The sequence below is a fragment of the Motiliproteus sediminis genome, from assembly GCF_017912535.1.
GTDB classification, from domain to species: Bacteria; Pseudomonadota; Gammaproteobacteria; order Pseudomonadales; family Balneatricaceae; genus Motiliproteus; species Motiliproteus sediminis.
This window is the reverse complement of the sequence record NZ_JAERQK010000007.1, coordinates 79,027-94,381: the sequence shown is the minus strand read 5'-3', so window position 1 is coordinate 94,381 and position 15,355 is coordinate 79,027. Positions and strand designations below refer to the sequence as shown.

The following is a 15,355-nucleotide window of genomic DNA, read 5'->3' as shown; positions in this document are numbered from 1 at the left end:
CGACCCTTGCCACCTTGGGGGACAAGGGTCCATAACACCTTGATAACCGTTACAAGCTCACCGCTTATTCAGGGCTCTTGCGCATGCTTTCCAGCATCTCGCCAAGGCTCGCCGCTTTCGGCTTCACCAGCCAGAACTTGGTGATGTAGTCGTCGAAGTTATCGAGAATCTGCTGACCCCAGGCGCTCTGGGTTTCATCCACGTACTCGGTTATCACGGAGCGGAGGTGGTTACGGTACTCCTCCATGTGGTAGTTGCTGATACGGTGGATCTCGACCAGCTCGTGGTTGTACTTGTCCACGAAGGTACGGTCGATATCCAGCACATAGGCAAAGCCACCGGTCATACCGGCACCGAAGTTGTAGCCGGTGTTACCCAGCACGGTGATCAAGCCGCCGGTCATGTATTCACAGCAGTGGTCACCCGCGCCTTCAATCACCGCATGAGCACCGGAGTTACGCACCCCGAAACGCTCACCGGCACAGCCGGCGGCGAACAACCGCCCTCCGGTCGCACCGTACAGACAGGTGTTACCGACAATGGAGGTTTTCTGGGTTTCAAACTCGCTGCCGGCAGGCGGGCGGATAACGATCTTGCCACCGGCCATGCCTTTACCGACATAGTCGTTAGCATCACCTTCAAGATACAGTTCCAGACCGCCGGCGTTCCAGACCCCGAAGCTCTGGCCGGCGACACCGGTCAGGTTCACGCGCACCGGGCTGTCTTCCATACCGAGGTTGCCGTATTGCTTGGCGATCTCGCCGGAGAGGGTCGCGCCCACGGAGCGGTCACAGTTAGTGATCCCGAAGTTGAGCTCGATACCGGACTTGTTCTTGACCGCGTCACGTGCCGCCGCCAGCAGTTGCAGATTGAGGTCGCCACGATCATAGGGCTCGTTGCGGGCACTCTGGCAAGTCTGCGGCGCATCCGCTTCCACAAAATCGTTGCTGAGGATAGGCGTCAGATCCAGTCGCTTCTGCTTGTCGGTTTCACCCGGCAGAATCTCCAGCAGGTCGGTACGACCCACCAGTTCTTCCAGGGTGCGAACTCCCAGTTTGGCCATCCACTCACGGGTTTCCATGGCGATGAAGGTGAACAGGTTCTTCACCATCTCCACGGTACCGATGAAGTGCTTGGAGCGCAGATAGTCCTGCTGGGTAGCGACACCGGTAGCACAGTTGTTGAGGTGACAGATACGCAAGTACTTACAACCCAGCGCCACCATCGGCAGGGTACCAAAGCCGAAACTCTCGGCACCCAGAATGGCCGCCTTCACCACATCCAGACCGGTCTTCAGGCCGCCGTCCGTTTGCAGGCGAACCTTGTCGCGCAGGTGATTGATGCGCAGCGCCTGATGCGCCTCGGACAGACCGATCTCCCAAGGTGATCCGGCATGGCGAATCGAGGTGATCGGACTGGCTGCGGTGCCGCCGTCATAGCCGGAGATGGTGATCAGGTCCGCGTAGGCCTTGGCCACACCGGCAGCGATGGTCCCCACACCCGGACGGGACACCAGCTTGACTGATACCAGCGCCTGCGGGTTGACCTGCTTGAGGTCGAAAATCAGCTGCGCCAGATCCTCGATGGAATAGATATCGTGGTGCGGCGGCGGCGAGATCAGGGTTACTCCCGGCACCGAGTAGCGCAGCTTGGCGATCAGGCCATTGACCTTGCCACCCGGCAGCTGACCACCCTCGCCCGGCTTGGCACCCTGAGCGACCTTGATCTGCAATACATCGGCGTTGGCCAGATAGTGCGGCGTCACCCCAAAGCGGCCGGAGGCGATCTGCTTGATCTTGGAGCGGCGATTGGTACCGTAACGGGCCGGATCTTCACCACCCTCACCGGAGTTGGAGCGCCCGCCCAGCTCGTTCATCGCCATCGCCAGCGCCTCGTGCGCCTCCGGCGACAGGGCGCCGAGCGACATAGCTGCCGAGTCAAAGCGCGGGAAGATCGCCTCAATCGGTTCCACTTCGTCCAGCGCGACGGGGGCCACATCCTTGAGCTTGAACAGATCACGCAGAGTCGCGACCGGGCGCTCGTTAACCAGCGCCGCGTACTCTTTATACACTCCGTAACCGCCACCTTTGACCGCCTGCTGCACGGTGCCAACAACGTCGGGGTTGTAGGCGTGATACTCCTTGCCATGGACGAACTTCAGCATCCCGCCCTGATCGATCGGCTTGCGCAGCTTCCAGGCGTGGTTCGCCAGCAGCTCCTGCTCGCGCTGGAAGTCATAGAAGGATGCGCCCTCTATGCGGCTGGCGACGCCACGGAAGCAGAGGTCAACCACATCGGAACCGAGACCGACCGCTTCGAACAGTTGCGCGCCGCGATAGGAGGCGATAGTGGAGATCCCCATCTTTGACAGGATCTTCAACAGCCCCTTGTTGACCCCTTTGCGGTAGTTGCTGTGGCAGGTGATCTGGTCGTCCTGAATCTCGCCAGTGGCGATCATGTCGTTGATCACCCGGTAAGCCAGATAAGGGTAAACAGCGGTAGCACCGAAGCCAAACAGCACCGCCAGTTGATGCGAATCGCGCGCGGTGCCAGTATCGACCACGATGTTGCAGTTGGTCCGGATACCCTGCTGCACCAGGCGGTGGTGAACAGCACCGGTCGCCATCGCTGCATGAATCGGCAACAGGCCTTCCTTGATGCCGCGATCGGAGAGGATGATCAGCACCTTGCCGTCACGGACCGCCTGCTCGGCGTTGTCACAGACCGCGTTGATGGCACCTTCCAGTCCCAGCTGCGGATCGTAGTTGAGATTGATGTAGTGAGACTCGAATCCCGGAATCTCGTTGGCCCACAGCTTCTGATACATCCGCGGTGCCAGTACCGGCGACGCCAGAATAATCCGCTCGGCATGGCCGGCGGTGTCTTCGAACACATTGCGCTCGTTCCCGAGACAGGTTTCCAGCGACATCACGATCGCTTCGCGCAGGGGATCGATCGGCGGATTGGTGACTTGGGCAAACTGCTGGCGGAAGTAGTCATACAGCGGACGAACCCGCTGCGACAACACCGCCATCGGGGTATCGTCACCCATGGAACCGACCGCTTCCTGTGCGGTTTCTGCCAACGGACGGATGACCTGATCACGCTCTTCAAAGGAGACCTGATAGAGCTTCTGGTGGGTCTTGAGCTGATCCGGCGAGAACTCCTTGAACTCCAGATCATGGTCACGCAGCTGCGCTTCCAGGCGGTAGGACTTCTCTTTCAACCACTGCTTGTAGGGGAACGCGCTCTTGAGCCGGTTATCCACATCGTCCGTGTGCAGCACCTCACCGGTGGCGGTATCAATTGCCAGAATCTGGCCCGGACCGACACGCCCCTTGGCGACCACATCTTCCGGCTTGTAATCGTAGGTACCGATCTCGGACGCAGTGCAGATAATGCCGTCTTTGGTCATCACCCAGCGTGACGGACGTAAACCGTTACGATCAAGCATACAAACCGCGGTGCGACCATCGGTCATAACCAGGCCGGCAGGGCCGTCCCAAGGCTCCATATGCATCGAGTTGTACTCGTAGAACGCGCGCAGATCCGGGTCCATGGTCTCGACGTTCTGCCACGCCGGCGGAATCAACATCCGCACGGCCCGATACAGCTCCATGCCGCCGGTCAGCATCAGCTCCACCATGTTGTCGAGACTGGAGGAGTCGGAGCCGGTGGTGTTGACGATCGGCTGCAGCTCCTGCAGGTTCGGCAGCAGTTCGGTCTCGAACTTGCTGGCCCGCGCGTTGGCCCAGTTACGGTTACCTTCAATGGTGTTGATCTCGCCGTTATGGGCGATATTGCGGAACGGCTGGGCCAGCGGCCAGCGCGGTGCCGTATTGGTGGAGAAGCGCTGATGAAATACGCAGATGGCCGTTTCCAGCCGCTCGTCAGCCAGGTCCTTGTAGAAGCTGGTGAGGTCCGCCGGCATCACCAGACCCTTGTAGGACAGGACCGTGCTGGACAGGCTACAGACATAGAAGTCGGCGTCGTCGGCCAGCGCGATCTCTGCCTTGCGACGGGCAACGTAGAGCTTGACCGCCAACTGTTCCGGTTGCAGATCAGCCGGCGCATTTACAAACACCTGCTCAATCTGCGGCAGAGTTTCCAGCGCGATAGGGCCGCACGAGGACGGATCGGTGGGAACCACGCGCCAGCCCAGTACATCCAGCCCCTGGGCGTTGAGTTCGGCACTGAGGCGGTCACGCGCCGCATCCGCTTTAGCATCGTCGCGGGACAGGAACACCATGCCAACGCCGTACTGCGGCGCCAGCTCGCTGGCAAACAGCTCTTTAGCCAGAGTGCGTAGAAAACTGTCAGGTTTTTGCAACAACAGACCGCAACCGTCACCGGTTTTTCCATCCGCCGCAATGCCGCCGCGGTGGGTCATGCAGGTCAGGGACTCAATCGCCTTCAGCAACAGGTCGTGACTGCTTTCTCCCTTAATGTGCGCCATTAAGCCGAAGCCGCAGTTGTCTTTGAACTCGCCAGGGCGATACAGTCCTGTCTTCATACACAAATCCCGCTCAAAAAATTGCTTTGAAATCAGACAAATAGAAAGACACCACCCGCGTGCCATCGACTAACGTCTGAGAAAAAGGGACAAGCATTTTACCCGCGAACGGGGGCAAGAACAAATGTTGCGCTGCAATGAGATGATTTCGGGGCAATCAGGCACGCTTTTTGCGTTGATTATTCTTTACGCCGAATATCCTTATGGACGCCCTCAATGCTGCGCGCCCAAGGGCGGCGCTTGCGCAGCTCAACCGGCAGATCAGCGATCGCGGCGATCGCGGCAGCACGATCGGGGTAGTTACCGTAAACCACCACGAACCAAGGCTTATCCTTGAACAGAGTGCTGAAGTAAAAGAACTGTTCGGGGTTGCGCTGCTGACGGATGAACCCCGCAACGCTGGACTCGCGACGCGCTCCGAGGACTTGCAGGGTATAGCCCGCAGGATCCCACGCCAGCAGCTCGCGCTCTCGTAACAACTCATGGGTCTGCGGCGCAAGACTCTTGGCCGCCGGTGCAGCGAGGATCGGGGTCGAAGCCGGTGGCGATACCGCGGCCACAGCAGCTTCCCCCTCTGGCGTGGCATCAGGTGGCGGCAAGGTCAACACTCGCTTAGGGGGGGCGTCTGGCACCGACTCCATTTTGACCGGCGCCAAAGGCAGCTGCGCCGCCACTGCAGTGGGCTCGTCAGTGACATTCGAAGCCGCGGCCGCTGACGGCGCTTCGGCGCGTTCCGCTAACGCCTGAGCGATGCGTTCCTGCTCCAACGCCTGGCGCACTTTCTCCAGACGCTGCTCCAACGTCTCCTCAACTACTTCAGGCTCGGGCACGACCGGGCGTTCCGCCAACGCCGGTGCAGGCAGCTCCACTCTCAATCGCTCCCCGCTGCTACCCGCTTGCTGAGTCAGCCAGAACCAGCCGCCAACCATCGGCAGCATTAGCACCACACCGATCAAAAGCAACCGCACCGGCAGCGAGCCGGCCGAGCGCTCAGAGGCCGGCGGCTTTTCCGCCAACTCCTGCTCTAGCATCTGCTCAAGCACCGCCGGAATCCTCCCCGGCAATCCGAACGTATCGTTATAGAGCTGCTTCAGCTCCCGCTCGCCCAAGGCTTCGGCATCAGCGCCGAAGCGATGCACAACAAACCCCTGCATCTCATCGAAGCTTAGTGGCTCCAACTCCATCACATGGGCGGATTGCGCCATGACCTCTTTAAACACCTCGGCCTTGAGCTGGTCTTTCAGTCGGGGGCCACCAAACATCACCAGATGAGGACGGGCATCGGGATCGGCAAACTGCTCCTGCAGCTTGAACAACAACGCCAGCGCTGCGTCAGACAGCTCGTCGGCGTCGTCAACCACGATCAGAAACAAGCGGGGAATCTGGGCCAGCTCTCTGGCACGCGCGACCAACGCCTTGAACAGCTCCGCGTTGCCGCCAGCGGCCGCCTGCTCAAGATGCAGCTGCTCACCCAACTGGCGCAGCAGGGCGGCAACGGTCAGTCCGTCTTTGGCTGAAACCAAACATGCCTGAATATCGGAATCGTCAGCACTAGGGAGAAACTGCTTGATCAGGGTGCTTTTGCCGCTTCCCGGGAGGCCCACGACAACCTGGACGAAGTGACTGTAGCGGCTCAGGTGCTCAAGCTTCTCCAGCAGCCGCATATGGGAAGCAGGCAGAAAAAGCTCACCACGAGTGGTTGGCTCCTGCAGCACTGGCGCCTCATCCAATAGTGATTCGAAGCTATCGCGCTCCATCAGCGCCCCCGCGCGACCGCATCCTGCAGCGTTTCCTGTAGCAGACCCGGAGAGAAGTCGGCGGTGACGACGGCGTCACCCAATTGCCGTAGAAGCACCAGTCGCAGCTGACCGTCGATCACCTTTTTGTCCACCGCCATCAGCTGCATGAATGCGTCCTCATCCATACCTGCAGGCACCTGTACCGGTAGCCCGGCTCTTTCCAGCAGCGTTCGCACCCGGCTTACATCGGCGCTGTCAAGCCAGCCCAAGCGCCGCGACAGATCGGCCGCCAACACCGTGCCTACCGCTACAGCCTCTCCGTGCAGCCAGCTTCCGTAGCCCTGGTGTGATTCAATCGCATGGCCAAAGGTGTGCCCCAGATTCAGCAGAGCACGCTGGCCGGACTCTCGCTCATCCGCCGCCACCACCTCCGCCTTGATGGTACAACAACGGCGAATCGCCTCGGCCAAAAGGTCAGCATCGCGAGCCATCAGAGCCTCAATATGCAGCTCCAACCAGTCCAGAAATTCAAGGTCCAGAATAAGGCCGTACTTGATCACCTCAGCCATTCCCGCGGACAATTCATTGTCTGGCAGGGTAGACAGGGTATCAGTATCAATGATCACCACCTGGGGCTGATGGAACGCACCGATCATGTTTTTCCCCAGGGGATGGTTAACACCGGTCTTGCCACCCACCGAGGAGTCGACCTGGGACAACAGCGTGGTAGGCACCTGGACAAAGTCGACTCCGCGCTGGTAACAGGCGGCCGCAAAACCGGTCATATCGCCAACAACCCCACCGCCAAGGGCAACCAAGGTCGTCGTCCGGTTGTGCCGCTGAGCCAGTAGCTGATCAAAGATAAGATTGAGCGTGTCGAGGTTTTTGAAGCGTTCGCCGTCGGGAAGCACAACGCTATCACTCCCTGACGCGGCAAGGCTGCGCTGCAGACGTTCAAGGTAGATTGGCGCAACCGTCTCGTTGCTCACCACCATCAGCTGCTGGCCATGAATATGATCACGCCAGATCTCCGGCTGATCGAGCAGCCCGGCACCGATGAAAATGGGATAGGATCGCGCGCCCAGCGCAACGTCAAGCCTGTGCATTGTATCCGCTTACCTCAAAATGCCAGCATCATGAAGGTAAGCCACAATCTCCTTCGCTACCGCCTTTGGGCGGCGACCATCAGTTTCCACCATATGATCGCAGCAGTGACGGTAAATGGGATCGCGCACCTCCATCAGGTCCGCCAACACTTTAGAGGGATTCTCAGCCTGAAGCAAAGGCCGATTGCGGTCTTTTGCGGTCCGTTCTACCTGCTGCTCCAGGGTGGCATGCAAATAGACCACCACACCATGAGCTTGCAAACAACGCTGGTTGGCCGGATCCAGTACCGCCCCCCCACCGGTGGCGAGGACGATATCATCACGCTGGGTAAGGTCCGCGATCATGGCCGCTTCACGCTTACGAAAACCGGCCTCGCCCTCGACGTCGAAAATCCAAGGAATGTCCGCCCCGGCACGAGATTCGATCTCCTTGTCGGAATCGACAAACTCAAGCTTGAGCTCTTGAGAAAGAAGACGGCCTATGGTGCTCTTGCCAGCGCCCATAGGCCCGATCAGAAAAACATTCAAACGAACAGCTCTCTCGCTTACCGTGCGGTAACCGACTCCTCAATAATACGGGGAGTAATGAAGATCAGCAGTTCGTCCTTACTATCGATATTCAGCGTGCGACGGAACAGCTTACCGATGAACGGGATATCACCGAGGAGCGGCACTTTGGTCACCTGGCTGGTGGACGTTTTTTCGAACACGCCACCCAACACTACGGTTTCGCCGTTATCCACCAGCACCTGGGTTTCCAGCTCGTTGGTGTTTATCCCCACCTCACCGTTGGGCAACGCCTCGCCACGGGTGTCCTGATTCACCTTGAGATCCAGAATCAAGCGGTTATCCGGGGTGATCTGCGGCGTCACATCGAGCGCCAGTACCACCTCCTTGAACTCAACGTTAACCTCACCATCCTCAACCGTCTGGAAAGGAATCTCCTCACCCGACTGGATCCGTGCCTGCTTGCCATTGGCGGTAATAATCTTGGGCTGGGAAACAACCTCACCCTTGCCGTCGCTTTCCAGCGCTGACAACTCCATCTGCAGCAGCGCCGAGTTGGTGCCGATGCCGATAGCAAAGTTGGACGCTCCAACCGTAGTCGCACCCAGATCCACATTCAAACCTGCAGGCAGGGTCAACGCACCGCCACCGCCCGCCTGGGCAGTGTCACCGGGCGCGTTACCACCAATAACCAAGCTACGGTTATTGCTGCGATCATTGATATAGCCCGCGCCCCATTTCACCCCTAGATCCTTGGTGAAGTCGGAGTTGATGGTAACGATACGCGCTTCGATCATCACCTGGCGGACCGCCACGTCCAGCTTCTTCAACGCGCGGCGCACTTTGGAGATGTTGTTATCGGTGTCCTTGATCAACAGCAGGTTGGTCCGCGGATCCGCCTTGACCGACCCGCGCTCTGACAGCAGCCCCTGCTCCGCCCCCAGCATCGCCACGATGTCAGACGCTTTGGCGTAGTTGACCTGCAGGAATTCGGTCTGCAGCGGCGCCAACTCCTGGACCTGCTTGTTGGTTTCGATCTCGAACCGCTCGCGCTCCGCAATCTCCGAGGCTGGCGCGACCATCATCACGTTACCGACAACGCGCTTGTCCAGACTCTTGGTTTTGAGCACCAGCTCCAACGCCTGGTCCCAAGGGACATTCTTGAGTCGCAGGGTAATATTGCCGGCGACGGTATCACTGACCACCAGGTTCATATCGGTTACGTCAGCGATAATCTGCAGCACCGACCGAATATCAATATCCTGGAAGTTGAGGCTCAGCTTCTCGCCGGTATAGGGGAAGCGCTCACGCTGACGCTCGGCGGCATCAAAATCGCTCACCGGCTTGAAGTCCACCACCAGCTGGTTATCGGACTGATAAGCCAGGTAATCGTAGGGCTGTGCCGTCGGTTTGATCAAGATACTGGCGTTGTTGCCATCGCCGAGAGCATCAACAAACAGCACCGGGGTGGAAAAGTCCTGGACGTCGATCCGCTGCTCCAGGTCGACCGGCAGCTGTGCACCGATCAGATTGACGACAACATTGGCACCCTCCTCAACGATATCGACACCGGCTTTGGCATCGGTCATCGAGATGATCACCCGCCCCAAATCACCTTCAATGCGGCGAAAATCGATCCCCTGAACCTGAGTACGTTTGGGCGCACCCATCGGCGCAGCCGGAGCGGCTTCTTCGACCTGAGGATGGACTGACGCCATTGCCGCGGTCGCCCCGGAGCCGAAGACCACAAACAGGCTGTTACCCTCAACATAGGTATCATACTCGGCGGACTCGTAGAGGTTGGCGATCATTCTCACGCGCCCCTTAACCTCGGCGATATTGAGGCTGTCCACCTGCCCACTCTTGATATCCACGCTTTTGGTACTGAGGCCATTGACCACATCAAACAGGTCAAGCACAACACGTGCGGGGTTCTCGATCATGTAGGTGCGCGGCAAGGGTGGCGGCTGATCAAAATCGATCCGCACTTCCATCCGGTTTCCGGGCAGACTGACGAAGGAAGTATCGACGATCTTGACCTCAGCATGCGCCACAACGCTCAACAGCATCGAAGCCACCATCGCCATCAAGGCCCCGGTCCATCGGCTGGTAGTCCGCTTAACTCTTGGCATAGCAATCACCGTCATATCCATAAACGTCTTCATCAATTTTCCACCAACACCAAGTTGCGGGGACGCTTCATCCAGCCGTCTCTGCCGTTGGGAACGATTTCTACAATATCGATCTGTGTTTCACTCACATCGATAATCTCACCGTAGTTGCGACCGATAAAGTTCCCGGCATGAATACGGTGGATTTCTCCGTTAGCGTCACGAATAAGCGCGGTCAGCGAGCCGAAATCCAGCATATGAATGGTGCCGACCATGCTCAGGCTTTCCAGCTTGAAAGCTTCAAGCGGTTCTTTGGGGCGCTCAAAATCGGGCTTCAGGTCATTTCTTGGACCGGCCTCTTCCTCTTCGGTCAGCTCTACCCGAACCAAAGGCTGAAACGGTCCGCGCAGACTGGTCGCCCGATAAAGAAAGCTTTCGTAGGGTTCAAACTCCGGCAGCGGGTCAATCTTACCCACCGGGCGGGACTGGGTTTCCTGAACATAGCGTTGCAGGTCCGCAGTACCTTCAACCTGCATGCAGCCCTGCAACCCCATCGCCGCCAACCCGACGGCAATCAGGCCGGCTTTAGTTGGTATCGTCATAGCGATAGGTCCTTGCTGATAACGTCATACTGAGATCACCCGTCGCACTAAGCGGTTTGATCGCAAAATCGTGCACCGTCACAATCCGGGGCAGAGCGGCCATCCCGCTGACGAACTCCCCGAGCTGGTGGTAACTACCCTTGACCTGAATATTGATCGGCAGCTCGATATAGAACTTCACCTTCTTTTCGGCCGCCAGTGAGATCAGGTCAAACGACAAACCGCTGTTCTGGCCGATCTCGGTAATATCTTCCAGCAATCCCGGCACCTCTGTGTCGGTTGGCAGCTGCTTGAGCAGTTCGGAGAAGGTTTCCTCTACATCTTCCATCTGGCGCTTCAGCGCCTCCAGGTTCGCGACCTGGAACGCCTTGACCTGATACTGCTGCTTCAAGTCAGGTTCCTTGGCAACTTCCTGCTCGAACTTGGTTTGCAGATCTTTGATATAGAAATGATAACCGGCGGCCGACAGGGCGATCACGACGATAAGATAGAACACCGCCTTGACGCCAATAGGCCATGAGCCGGCGGTATTGAAATCCAGGTTATTGATATCAAAGCCACGAAACGCGCCTTTAAACTTGTCCAACATCAGGATCCCTCCTCCGTCGGTTTCGGCCGCGAGAGCTCGACACGCATGTCGAAACTGCGCGAGTTTTCGGCCCGATTAACCGTGCTAAGATTCGGCTCCTTGAACCATGCCGAGCGATCCATATTACGCATCAGCATCGACACATCACGGTTGCCACGAGCATTACCGGTGATATGCATCGATTCCCCGGTGCGGGTCAGGCTGTTGTAGTAAACGTCGTCCGGCAACACCCGCACCAGCTCGTCAAACACCCGCACGATTACCGGCCGGTTACCCTGCAGGTCCTGAATCGCACGCAGACGCTCCAGCAGACGCTCCCGCTTGGCGCGCAACTCGCGAATCTCGGCTATTTTGCTATCCAGTTTGGTCATCTCCTGGCGCAGATATTCGTTACGCTGCTGCTGATTCTTTATCTGGGTCTCGATATAGAATCCCGCCCCCCAGACCAGAGCGCCGGCCAGAATCGCCATGGCCAGACTGGTAGCCACAAATCGCTGCTGGCGGTCACGACGTCGATCGTCACGCCAGGCTCTGAGGTTGATCAAGGTTGTAGCCATAGTTACCCCGCAAAGCCCCGCAGTGCGAGACCGCAGGCGAGCACCAAAGATGCCGCCTCGATATCGAATTTGGTTCGATTGATTTTGGCGTCGATAGCCATTGCACTAAATGGATCCGCCACCTCAGTGCTGATGCCAAGTTCCTGAGCCACGGTGTCGGCAATACCCGGCAATGCTGCCACGCCCCCCATCAGCAGCAGTTTCTCCAACTCTCCGTGGGCACCGGATGAATAGTAAAACTGCAGGGAGCGCGAAATCTGCTGCGCCGTTGTCTGCTTAAACGGCTCGATGTAGTCGCGCACCAGATCGTCCGGCAGCTCGCCACTCTTTTTGGCACGCTCAACGTCGTCGGCGGACATATCGGCCACCTGGCTGAGATTGTGGGTCAGATCGTTGCCGCCGAACGCCTGTTCCCGGCTGTAGACCACCTGACCATCCTCAAGCACGTACAGCGTCATGCTGCTGGCACCGATATCCACCAACCCAACAGTGCGTCCCTCGAGTTCATGAATAGGGGTCAGAACCTCACATGCCCGCTCAATCGCGTAGGTATCCACATCAATCACATCACAGATCATGCCCGCACCGTTAACTGCATCTTCACGGGACTGGACGCTGTCTTGGCGACAGGCAACCAGCAACACCTCGTTCAGGTCGGGATTGCTATCCGATGGCCCTTGAATATGGAAATCGATAGAAACTTCGTCGAGGGGGTAGGGGATGAATTGATCTGCTTCGACCTTGATCTGGTCTTCCAGCTCATCTTCCGTAAACGCCGTACTGAACTCTAGCGTTTTCAAGATGACCAAGGATGTGGGTACGGAAGTCGCAGCGCTCTTAACCCGGGCCCCGGAAAGGCGAAGGGCCTTTTCCAAAGCCTCAGCAACGACGGGTACGTCTTGTACGTTATTGTCGATTACTGCGCCTTCGGGCAGGTGAACAACAGAAAAGGCATCAACTTTGTAACCACCGGCTTGCTGCGATAAACCCAGAAGCTTGACGTACGAGGACCCAATGTCCACACCGAGCAACGCTTTGGATTTTGTCTTAAAGAGACTTATCACTGATTAGTCCTTGAACCAGGTGAACATAAGCACCGAACTTTTGTCGATTGCCGCAAGTATAGAATTAATTACCGCCCATTTCGATTTCGTTCTAAAAACGGCATCATTATATATCGCCACTTATCATTCCGGCTTTAGGTTAACATGATCAAAGTCAAAACTCTGCTCGGCTTTTGCGTTAAAACCGCGATTATCTGTGCATTTATCGGAGCCGCCGCTCTCGGCGGCGCATATCTCTATCTCAAGCCCGGGCTGCCGGAGGTCGACCAATTACGCGACGTCCGCCTACAAACACCGCTTCGAATTTATTCCCGTGACCATAAATTGATCGCCGAATTCGGTGAAATGCGACGCACGCCGATTAGCTACGAACAGATACCGGAACAGTTCGTCCAGGCAATACTGTCTGCGGAAGACAGTCGCTTCCAAGAACATATCGGAATCGATTTTAAGGGTCTGGCACGTGCCGCATTCCAACTGGCTACCAGCGGCCGCATTCAAACCGGTGGCAGTACCATCACCATGCAGGTAGCCAAAAACTACTTCCTGACCCGCGAGCGGACCTTTATTCGCAAGTTTAACGAGATACTGCTGGCGCTGCAGATCGAGCAGGAGCTCAGCAAAGAGGAGATTCTTGAGCTCTACGTCAACAAAATCTACCTTGGCAACCGAGCTTACGGGATCCAAGCTGCTGCCAATGTCTACTACGGGCGCGATATCGATCAGCTCACCCTTGCCGAACTGGCGATGATCGCCGGCCTTCCCAAAGCACCATCAGCCTACAACCCGCTCGCCAATCCGAGCCGCGCGCTGGAGCGCCGAAACTGGATTCTGTCGCGTATGCGCGGCCTGAATTACATCAGCGATGCGGCGTTCACCGCCGCCCTGCAAGCCCCCATCACCGCTAAGTATCATGGCTCCGATATCGAGCTTGGTGCTCCCTACGTGGCAGAGATGGTCAGAGCTGAACTACAGCAGAGCTATGGCGACCGCATCTACACGGACGGCTTCAGCGCCTACACCACCATCAACAGTGGCGAGCAGGACGCGGCCAACCGCGCTGTCGTCGACGGCCTGTTGACCTATGATCGCCGCCACGGATACCGGGGACCGGAACGCCGATTTGACCGCATTGACGACCCCGATCTGCTGATCGATGCCATGCGCGGTACGACGAAATACGCCAATCTTGAACCGGCGGTAGTGCTTGCCGTCGACGAACTTGGCGCCGAACTGCTGCACATCAGCGGCCAGTCCATCAGGGTTGACTGGGAGCAGATGAAATGGGCCTGGCCCTACATCGACGCCAACAACCAGGGGCCCAAGCCCGAGCGTCCGGCCGATATACTGCAGCCGGGGGATCAGGTGCGCGTTGTAGAACTGCAGGACGGCAGCTGGCAGCTCAACCAGATACCGGAAGTACAGGGCGCACTGGTGGCGCTTGACCCACAAGACGGTGCCATACGCGCACTGGTGGGCGGTTTCAGCTTCGCCCAGAGCAAGTTCAACCGTGTGGCACAAGGCACCCGCCAACCCGGCTCCAACTTCAAACCCTTCGTCTACACCGCCGCCCTGGAACGCGGCTTCACTCCGGCCAGCGTGATTAACGATGCACCGGTGGTGTTTGAGGACAGCAATCTGGAGAGCAACTGGCGACCGGAGAACTACAGCCGTAAGTTCTATGGCCCCACCCGACTGCGCGAGGCTCTCTACACCTCGCGCAACCTGGTATCGATCCGGATTCTGCGCCAACTCGGTGTACGCCCGACACTGGAGTACGTCAAACGCTTTGGCTTTGCCCCCGAACGCCTGCCCAACAACCTGTCTCTGGCCCTTGGCACTGCGGATGTCACCCCGCTCGAGCTCGCCACCGGCTACGCTGCGTTCGCCAACCAGGGCTACAAAATAACCCCCTATCTGGTGAGCCGCGTCATCGGTCCCGACGACGACATCCTGTTCGAAGCCCAACCGGCCACCGTCTGCCCCGACTGCATCTACATGGAGGCCGATACGCCCCTACCGGCAGAGAACACCGAAGGTCCCCTTACCAGCTTGCCTCTTGCGGAGCAGATTATCGACCAGCGTTCGGTCTATCTGATTAACAACATCATGCAGGACGTCATCAAGCGCGGTACCGGCGCCAAAGCCAAAAAACTGGGGCGTACCGACCTGGCCGGCAAAACAGGCACCACCAACGACCAGAAAGACGCCTGGTTCTCGGGCTTCAACCAGGCTCTGGTGGCGTCGGTATGGGTCGGCTTCGACCAACCACAAACCCTTGGCCGCAGGGAGTATGGCAGCACCGCAGCCCTCCCGATCTGGATCGACTTTATGAGCGAAGCACTGGCGGATGTTCCGGAAACACCATTGATTCCGCCGCAAGGCATCGTCAGCGTGCGCATCGACCCCAAAACCGGGCTCCTTGCATATCCCGGCCAGGCCGACGCCATCTTTGAGTTCTTCCGCCAGGAGGATGTGCCCACCGACATGGCGCAGATGGCTGGACCCGCAGCGACAACCGACAGCATAACGCCGGAAGAGCTGTTCTAACCCGCATACCGCCCGCC

At 58.1% G+C, this 15,355-nt stretch carries 10 protein-coding genes; 1 reads left to right on the top strand and 9 read right to left on the bottom strand.

Annotated elements, in window-relative coordinates:
• Window positions 1-64 precede the first annotated feature (64 nt).
• The 9 genes from gltB to pilM form a co-directional block, all read right to left on the bottom strand.
• Complete coding sequence (gene gltB, locus JJQ76_RS12915; protein WP_210397272.1) at window positions 65-4,513, bottom strand: glutamate synthase large subunit; 4,449 nt, start codon at window positions 4,511-4,513, stop codon at window positions 65-67.
• A gap of 179 nt (window positions 4,514-4,692) precedes the next feature.
• The gene (locus JJQ76_RS12910) at window positions 4,693-6,270 is read right to left on the bottom strand and encodes an AAA family ATPase (protein ID WP_210397271.1); all 1,578 of its coding nucleotides are present in this window, start codon (window positions 6,268-6,270) and stop codon (window positions 4,693-4,695) included.
• The gene (gene aroB, locus JJQ76_RS12905) at window positions 6,270-7,358 is read right to left on the bottom strand and encodes a 3-dehydroquinate synthase (RefSeq protein WP_210397270.1); all 1,089 of its coding nucleotides are present in this window, start codon (window positions 7,356-7,358) and stop codon (window positions 6,270-6,272) included. Before aroB ends, JJQ76_RS12910 begins: the two co-directional genes overlap by 1 nt.
• Window positions 7,359-7,367: 9 nt before the next feature.
• Window positions 7,368-7,886, bottom strand: coding sequence for a shikimate kinase AroK (gene aroK / locus JJQ76_RS12900; protein WP_281412004.1), 519 nt, complete (start codon window positions 7,884-7,886; stop codon window positions 7,368-7,370).
• Window positions 7,887-7,903: 17 nt separating this feature from the next.
• Window positions 7,904-9,997, bottom strand: coding sequence for a type IV pilus secretin PilQ (locus JJQ76_RS12895; protein ID WP_246480735.1), 2,094 nt, complete (start codon window positions 9,995-9,997; stop codon window positions 7,904-7,906).
• Between the two features lie 32 nt (window positions 9,998-10,029).
• Window positions 10,030-10,578, bottom strand: coding sequence for a pilus assembly protein PilP (locus tag JJQ76_RS12890; RefSeq protein WP_210397269.1), 549 nt, complete (start codon window positions 10,576-10,578; stop codon window positions 10,030-10,032).
• Window positions 10,562-11,167, bottom strand: a complete 606-nt coding sequence (locus JJQ76_RS12885) for a type IV pilus inner membrane component PilO (RefSeq protein WP_210397268.1) — start codon at window positions 11,165-11,167, stop codon at window positions 10,562-10,564. The genes JJQ76_RS12890 and JJQ76_RS12885 overlap by 17 nt, the downstream gene beginning before the upstream one ends.
• The gene (locus JJQ76_RS12880) at window positions 11,167-11,724 is read right to left on the bottom strand and encodes a PilN domain-containing protein (RefSeq protein ID WP_210397267.1); all 558 of its coding nucleotides are present in this window, start codon (window positions 11,722-11,724) and stop codon (window positions 11,167-11,169) included. The genes JJQ76_RS12885 and JJQ76_RS12880 overlap by 1 nt, the downstream gene beginning before the upstream one ends.
• Window positions 11,725-11,726: 2 nt before the next feature.
• Window positions 11,727-12,788: a type IV pilus assembly protein PilM gene (pilM, locus tag JJQ76_RS12875; RefSeq protein ID WP_210397266.1), complete on the bottom strand. Its 1,062-nt coding sequence runs from the start codon at window positions 12,786-12,788 to the stop codon at window positions 11,727-11,729.
• A gap of 144 nt (window positions 12,789-12,932) precedes the next feature.
• Here pilM and JJQ76_RS12870 point away from each other — a divergent pair, with 144 nt between their 5' ends.
• A complete protein-coding gene (locus JJQ76_RS12870) occupies window positions 12,933-15,338 on the top strand; it encodes a penicillin-binding protein 1A (RefSeq protein ID WP_210397265.1) in 2,406 nt (801 codons plus the stop codon).
• Window positions 15,339-15,355 lie beyond the last annotated feature (17 nt).

Coding starts and splice junctions, on each gene's coding strand:
- gltB (WP_210397272.1), bottom strand. CDS start 4,513: ATGAAGACAGGACTGTATCGCCCTGGCGAGTTCAAAGACAACTGCGGC.
- JJQ76_RS12910 (WP_210397271.1), bottom strand. CDS start 6,270: ATGGAGCGCGATAGCTTCGAATCACTATTGGATGAGGCGCCAGTGCTG.
- aroB (WP_210397270.1), bottom strand. CDS start 7,358: ATGCACAGGCTTGACGTTGCGCTGGGCGCGCGATCCTATCCCATTTTC.
- JJQ76_RS12895 (WP_246480735.1), bottom strand. CDS start 9,997: ATGCCAAGAGTTAAGCGGACTACCAGCCGATGGACCGGGGCCTTGATG.
- JJQ76_RS12890 (WP_210397269.1), bottom strand. CDS start 10,578: ATGACGATACCAACTAAAGCCGGCCTGATTGCCGTCGGGTTGGCGGCG.
- JJQ76_RS12885 (WP_210397268.1), bottom strand. CDS start 11,167: ATGTTGGACAAGTTTAAAGGCGCGTTTCGTGGCTTTGATATCAATAAC.
- JJQ76_RS12880 (WP_210397267.1), bottom strand. CDS start 11,724: ATGGCTACAACCTTGATCAACCTCAGAGCCTGGCGTGACGATCGACGT.
- JJQ76_RS12870 (WP_210397265.1), top strand. CDS start 12,933: ATGATCAAAGTCAAAACTCTGCTCGGCTTTTGCGTTAAAACCGCGATT.